We start from the raw sequence: 6128 nt of genomic DNA, 5'->3' as shown, positions 1-6128 counted from the left end.
GCTGTAGAATTTTTAAGATGTGTGGGAAGCCATCATCTTATGGATCTTACCGGAAAAGAAGTGGCCGTTGTCGGCGGCGGCAATGTTTCGATGGACGTTGTCCGCACGGCAAAACGTCTCGGTGCAAAAAAAGTCAGCATTCTTTATCGGCGAAGAGTTGCAGATATGACAGCCCTTCCGGCAGAAATTGAAGGTGCCGTGGCAGAGGGCGTGGAGATTCATACATTAAAAGCTCCGGCGGCTCTGGATGTGGATGAAAACAACCGGTTGAAAGGCATTTATGTGACACCTCAGATGATCAGCGCGATCAAAGACGGACGGGCAAGTATCAAAGCAACGGGCGAAGAAGATATTTATGTTCCGTGTGATGTACTTGTTGTGGCTGTCGGACAGGATATCGAAACAAAACATTTTGAAGAGGCAGGTATTCCTGTAAAACGCGGAAAAATCGCAGCAACAAGCACAGGAACATTTGAAAATATGCCGGGTGTCTTTGCGGGCGGCGATTGTGCCAGCGGACCGGCATCTGTCATCAAAGCCATTGCGGCTGCAAAAGTGGCGGCTGCCAATATTGATGAATATCTGGGATATCATCATGAAATATCCTGTGATGTGGATATACCGGAACCGGGTCTTGAGGACAGAAAACCTTGCGGAAGAGTAGAACTTGTTGAGCGGGATGCCTGTGAACGGGTTTGTGATTTTGAAGGTGTTGAAGAATGTATGACCGAAAAAGAGGCAAAACAGGAAGCTTCACGCTGTCTGCGCTGCGATCATTTTGGTTTTGGAATATTTAAAGGAGGCAGAGAAAAAATATGGTAAATATTACAATTGATGGAAAACAGATCTCAGTCAGAGAGAACACCACGATTATGGAAGCTGCCGCTCAGAATGGCATTCAGATTCCAAAACTCTGTTTTTTGAAAGATATTAATGAAATTGCCGCATGCCGTGTCTGTGTTGTTGAGATGGAAGGAAATGATCGTCTCATCACTTCATGTAATAACATGGTATCTGAAGGTATGGTATTATATACGAACAGTCCGAAAGTGCGCAAACACAGGAAGACGACAGTGGAATTGATTCTTGCACAGCATGACCGTCAGTGTGTGACCTGTGTGCGAAACGGAAACTGCAGTCTGCAAAAGATTGCAAGAGATTTAAATATCATTTCGATTCCGTATAAATGTGATGTAGAATATAGAGAGTGGAACAAAGATTTTCCTCTTATTCGTGATTCGGCAAAATGTATTAAATGTATGCGCTGTATACAGGTTTGTGATAAGGTGCAGAGTTTGGGTGTCTGGGATGTGGAAGGAACAGGTTCCAGAACAACGGTCAATGTGTCAAAACTGCGTAAGATCGAAGAAGCCGATTGTTCCCTGTGCGGTCAGTGTATTACCCATTGTCCGGTGGGTGCTTTGAGAGAACGGGATGACACGGATAAAGTATGGGCGGCCATTGATGATCCGGAGAAAATCGTCGTTGCTCAGGTTGCGCCGGCTGTGCGTACAGCCTGGGGAGAAGAACTGGGATTGTCACCAAAAGAGGCAACCGTCGGAAAGATTCTTGATTCTTTAAAAAAGATCGGTGTGGATTACGCTTTTGATACAACATTTTCGGCAGATTTAACGATTATGGAAGAGGGAACCGAATTTGTTTCACGCTTTACAAGCGGTGAATTGAAGGAACGTCCGATGTTTACCTCCTGCTGTCCGGGATGGATACGATTTATCAAAACTCAGTTTCCGCATCTTGTCCGGTACCTGTCTTCCGCAAAATCACCTCAGCAGATGTTCGGTGCGGTGATGAAAACCTATTTTGCAGAGAAACTGGGAGTATCACCGGATCGTATTTATACGGTATCAGTCATGCCTTGTGTAGCTAAAAAAGGCGAGCGTGAGATGGAACTTTATTACGGGGAATATGCGGGACATGATATTGATGCGGTTCTCACAACGAGAGAGTTGGCCCGAATGATTCGTATGGCCTATATTCAGCCAGAGAGCCTGGAGGATATTGAGAGTGACCGCCCGATGCAGGCAGGAACCGGCGCAGGCGTCATTTTCGGAGCGACCGGCGGTGTTATGGAAGCAGCCCTCAGAAGTGCTTACTATCTGATCAAGGGAGTCAACCCTCCGGTTGATGCCTTTGTAAAAGTGCGAAGTCAGGGCTTTAATGAAAATGACGGTGTTCAGGAAGCAGAATTTAAAATCGACGATATTACTGTAAGAACAGCAGTTGTGAGCGGACTTGGAAATACACGGAATCTTCTGAAAAAAATCGAGCGGGGAGAAGTTTCCTATGACTTTGTTGAGGTTATGGCCTGTCCAGGAGGCTGCGTCGGCGGCGGCGGACAGCCGATCCATGACGGTGAGGAGCTTGCTTTTGAGAGAGGCAAGAAACTCTATGAACTGGACGAAAGCTTTGAACTCAGATTTTCGCATGAAAATCCGGATATTTTAAGTTTATATGACGAATATTTTGAAAAACCGAATTCACATAAAGCACATATGTTGCTGCATACAGAACATGCGGTGAATCGGTAGAGAGGCTTTATCGGGAGCTGTCTGTTTCAAACAGACAGCTCCTTTGGGCTTTTTATGGGAAGGAGTAAAGAATATGAAGAATTTAAGTGCGGTAGAATTAACAAAGAGAATGGTTCAAATCGAAAGCACGAATCCGGGAGCAGGGGAAGAGCGAATGGAAGCCTTTATACGTGCCTATCTTGAAGGATGCGGTGCCCGGATTGAAAGAGATTTTATTGAACCCGGTCGAAATAATCTGATCGCAACGATTCCGGGGGAAAATCCGTCACCGATGTTGGTGTGGATCTGCCACATGGATACGGTTGTTGTGGGAAGCAACTGGATGATGGAACCTTTTGAAGCCGTAATGGAAGACGGAAAGATCTATGGACGGGGATCTTGTGATATGAAGGCAGGACTGGCCTGTGCATTATCTGTATTTCGAAAGACAGCCTGTCACGTTCAGGACGGAAAAATGAAGCTGAAATACCCTTTAAGACTGATATGCACAGTGGATGAGGAAGGTGATATGAAGGGGGTCGATCATATTGTGGATTCCGGTTTTGTGACAGAAAGAGACTGGGTACTTGATCTCGAACCGACAAACGGAGAAATACAGATGGCGCATAAAGGACGTCTTTGGGTAGAACTTAGTGTACACGGGGTGACTGCACATGCAAGTAAACCGGAAGAAGGAGCCGATGCAGTGGCTGCGGCGGGAGAAATTATAAGTCTGATCCGGAAAAATGTGGCGAAGTTTAAAGGAACAACCGTAACCTTCGGTCAGATCAAAGGCGGTTATCAGCCTTATGTCGTACCGGATGAATGCCGTCTCTGGATGGATTTTCGAACGGTATGCCCGGATGATGCAAACCGAATTATGGGAATTGTAGAAAAGGCCTGTGAGGAGGCAAAATCGCTGGTTAAAGGCGTATGGACAGATTATAGAATCACAGGAAACCGTCCGGGAGTCGAAATCAACCGTCAATCCCATCTTCTTGAGAGTTTAAAGAAGTCTGTATTCTGGGTAACAGGCGAAAAACTTGAGGCTGGTGTCTTTCCGGGATATACGGATTCGGCAGTGATCGCAGGACGTCTGAATAACCATGAATGCTTATCTTATGGACCGGGAGATCTTAAATATGCACATAAACCGGATGAGTTTGTGGAAATAAAAGATATTGAACGTTGCGAAAGAGTACTTGTAGAACTCATTTACGAGCTCATTTGATAATGAAAGCAAATAAAAAGGAGCCGCTGATTGATGAAGAAGATTCATCATCAGCGGCTCCCTTATTATGAAAATTAGAAAATTAATAGGGTTATTAATTTTATGAGGAGGGTGGGGACCAGGGAGCGGCTTTAGGAACCGATCCCTTGATATCCCCGAACTAATGTTATTATATATGAATGGAGAGCTTTAACAACATTATGTTTTATAAATGGAAGGTTGTTCCTGTTTTGCCCTGAATGGCATCACGGGATTTTTCAAGTAATGTGATTAATGCTGTGCGTCCAGGTTTGGATTCAGCAAAATCGACTGCGGCCTGCACCTTTGGAAGCATGGAGCCCGGTGCGAAATGGCCTTCGCTGATATACTGTTTGGCTTCATCGATGGACACTTCAGAAAGCCATTTTTCATCCGGTGTGCCGAAGTTCAGAGCGACCTGCTCTACGGCTGTGAGGATGATCAGATAATCTGCGTCAAGTTCTTTTGCAAGCAGACAGCTTGCAAAGTCTTTATCAATAACTGCGCTGGCACCTTTTAAATGGTTGCCTTCGCGGATAACAGGAATTCCGCCGCCGCCGCAGGCAATAACAAGATTGCCCGCGTCAACCATGGTACGAATCGTATCGATCTCAACGATTTCGGCCGGTTTTGGAGATGCTACAACACGGCGGTAACCGCGTCCGGAGTCTTCAATCATATCATAATTGAAGGATTTTTTCATAAATTCGGCCTGTTCGGCGGAAACAAATTTTCCAATTGGTTTTGATGGTTTTTCAAATGCAGGATCGTCTGCATCCACACGAACCTGTGTGATCATCGTAGCTACAGGAATATTTGTGATATTGCGGTTCAGAAGCTCTTCACGAAGGGCATTCTGTAAATCATATCCAATGTAAGCCTGGCTCATAGCCACACATACGGAGAGCGGTGTGTTTGGCTGTTCCGGGTCCTCATGAGTGAGGGCAAGCATGGCATTGTTTACCATGCCCACCTGAGGTCCGTTTCCGTGAGCAACGATGACTTCACAGTCTTCCTGAATTAAATCAACGATAGCACGAGCGGTGATCTTAACAGCTGTCATCTGCTCCGGAAGTGTGTTTCCGAGAGCATTGCCGCCGAGTGCGATGACAATTCTTCTTTTCTTATCCATAATCCTATCCCCCCGATAAATTTATTTAAATACTCTAGGAGTGGATTTTTCTTCAAGTTTCTTTAAGATATCTGCAGGATCAGCAAATTTTGCAAGGAAGATCATAGCTGCAATGATGTATGGTTTGTAGCTTGCTTCTTTGTATAATGGATCTCTGTAACGATCGAATACGGATGCGTCAACTTCGCCTTCTTCACAGCTTACGCCGGTGATATCAGCAGGGAGGCAGTGCATGTAAAGTGCTTTTCCGTCTTTTGTTGTAGCCATGAGCTCTTCTGTACAAGCCCAGTCTTTATGTTCAGCGTTCTGAGCAAGAAGTTCTTTTTCAAGCGCTTTGATACCTTCGAAATCGCCATTTCCATATAATTCTGTACGTTTTTCCATAGCAGCAAACGGAGCCCAGCTCTTTGGATATACGATATCTGCATCTTTGAAAGCTTCTGCCATGTTGTTTGTCTTTGTGAAGGATCCGCCGGATTTTTCTGCATTTGCAGCAGCAACAGCTTCAACTTCAGGGAATACTTCATAGCCTTCCGGATGAGCAAGAACAACGTCCATACCGAAACGTGTCATAAGACCGATGATACCCTGAGGAACGGATAATGGTTTTCCGTAGGATGGAGAGTAAGCCCAGGACATAGCGATTTTTTTGCCTTTTAAGTTTTCTACACCGCCGAATTCGTGGATGATGTGAAGCATATCAGCCATAGCCTGTGTTGGATGGTCAATATCGCACTGTAAGTTTACGAGTGTAGGTTTCTGTTCAAGGATACCATCTTTATTTCCCTGTGTTACAGCGTCAACAACTTCGTGCATGTAAGCATTACCTTTGCCGATGTACATATCATCACGGATACCGATAACGTCTGCCATGAAGGAGATCATGTTAGCTGTTTCACGAACGGTTTCACCGTGAGCAACCTGGGATTTTCCTTCGTCAAGATCCTGTACTTCAAGACCTAACAGGTTACATGCGGAAGCAAAAGAGAAACGTGTACGTGTGGAGTTGTCACGGAATAAGGAGATACCAAGACCGCTCTCAAATACTTTTGTAGAGATGTTGTTTTCACGCATATAACGAAGCGCATCAGCGATTGTGAAGACAGCTTCGATTTCATCATCTGTTTTTTCCCATGTAAGGAAGAAATCTCCGTTGTACATATCTTTGAAGTTTAAAGCGTTTAATTTATCGATATAAGTCTGTAAAGTTTTCATAATA

Annotated in this window: 5 protein-coding genes; 3 read left to right on the top strand and 2 right to left on the bottom strand. The window is 44.9% G+C overall.

All coding sequences use genetic code 11. The features are described from left to right. The 3 genes from QZZ35_RS08340 to QZZ35_RS08330 all read left to right on the top strand — a co-directional run. A partial coding sequence (locus QZZ35_RS08340) for an FAD-dependent oxidoreductase (RefSeq protein ID WP_291236982.1) occupies positions 1-822 on the top strand: 822 nt, incomplete at its 5' end. Beyond that, on the top strand, positions 816-2549 hold the full coding sequence (locus tag QZZ35_RS08335; RefSeq protein ID WP_291236981.1) for a [FeFe] hydrogenase, group A: 1734 nt from the start codon (positions 816-818) through the stop codon (positions 2547-2549). The genes QZZ35_RS08340 and QZZ35_RS08335, both read left to right, overlap by 7 nt. 73 nt (positions 2550-2622) lie before the next feature. Continuing rightward, positions 2623-3759, top strand: coding sequence for a M20 family metallopeptidase (locus tag QZZ35_RS08330; protein WP_291236980.1), 1137 nt, complete (start codon positions 2623-2625; stop codon positions 3757-3759). A gap of 205 nt (positions 3760-3964) precedes the next feature. Here the strand turns inward: QZZ35_RS08330 and arcC are convergent, their stop codons facing one another. After that, positions 3965-4912 (bottom strand): carbamate kinase, encoded by a 948-nt coding sequence (gene arcC / locus QZZ35_RS08325; protein WP_291236984.1) that lies wholly within the window; start codon positions 4910-4912, stop codon positions 3965-3967. Positions 4913-4930: 18 nt separating this feature from the next. Continuing rightward, a complete protein-coding gene (ygeW, locus tag QZZ35_RS08320) occupies positions 4931-6124 on the bottom strand; it encodes a knotted carbamoyltransferase YgeW (protein ID WP_291236983.1) in 1194 nt (397 codons plus the stop codon). Positions 6125-6128: the final 4 nt, after the last annotated feature.

This window comes from Frisingicoccus sp., assembly GCA_016298055.1.
GTDB lineage: Bacteria > Bacillota > Clostridia > Lachnospirales > Lachnospiraceae > Frisingicoccus.
Note: the sequence above shows the minus strand (reverse complement) of the source record. Positions and strands in the feature narration are given on the sequence as shown.

What these genes read in the sequence shown, in the direction of transcription:
- QZZ35_RS08335 (WP_291236981.1), top strand. Translation starts at nt 816, where the DNA reads ATGGTAAATATTACAATTGATGGAAAACAGATCTCAGTCAGAGAGAAC.
- QZZ35_RS08330 (WP_291236980.1), top strand. Translation starts at nt 2,623, where the DNA reads ATGAAGAATTTAAGTGCGGTAGAATTAACAAAGAGAATGGTTCAAATC.
- ygeW (WP_291236983.1), bottom strand. Translation starts at nt 6,124, where the DNA reads ATGAAAACTTTACAGACTTATATCGATAAATTAAACGCTTTAAACTTC.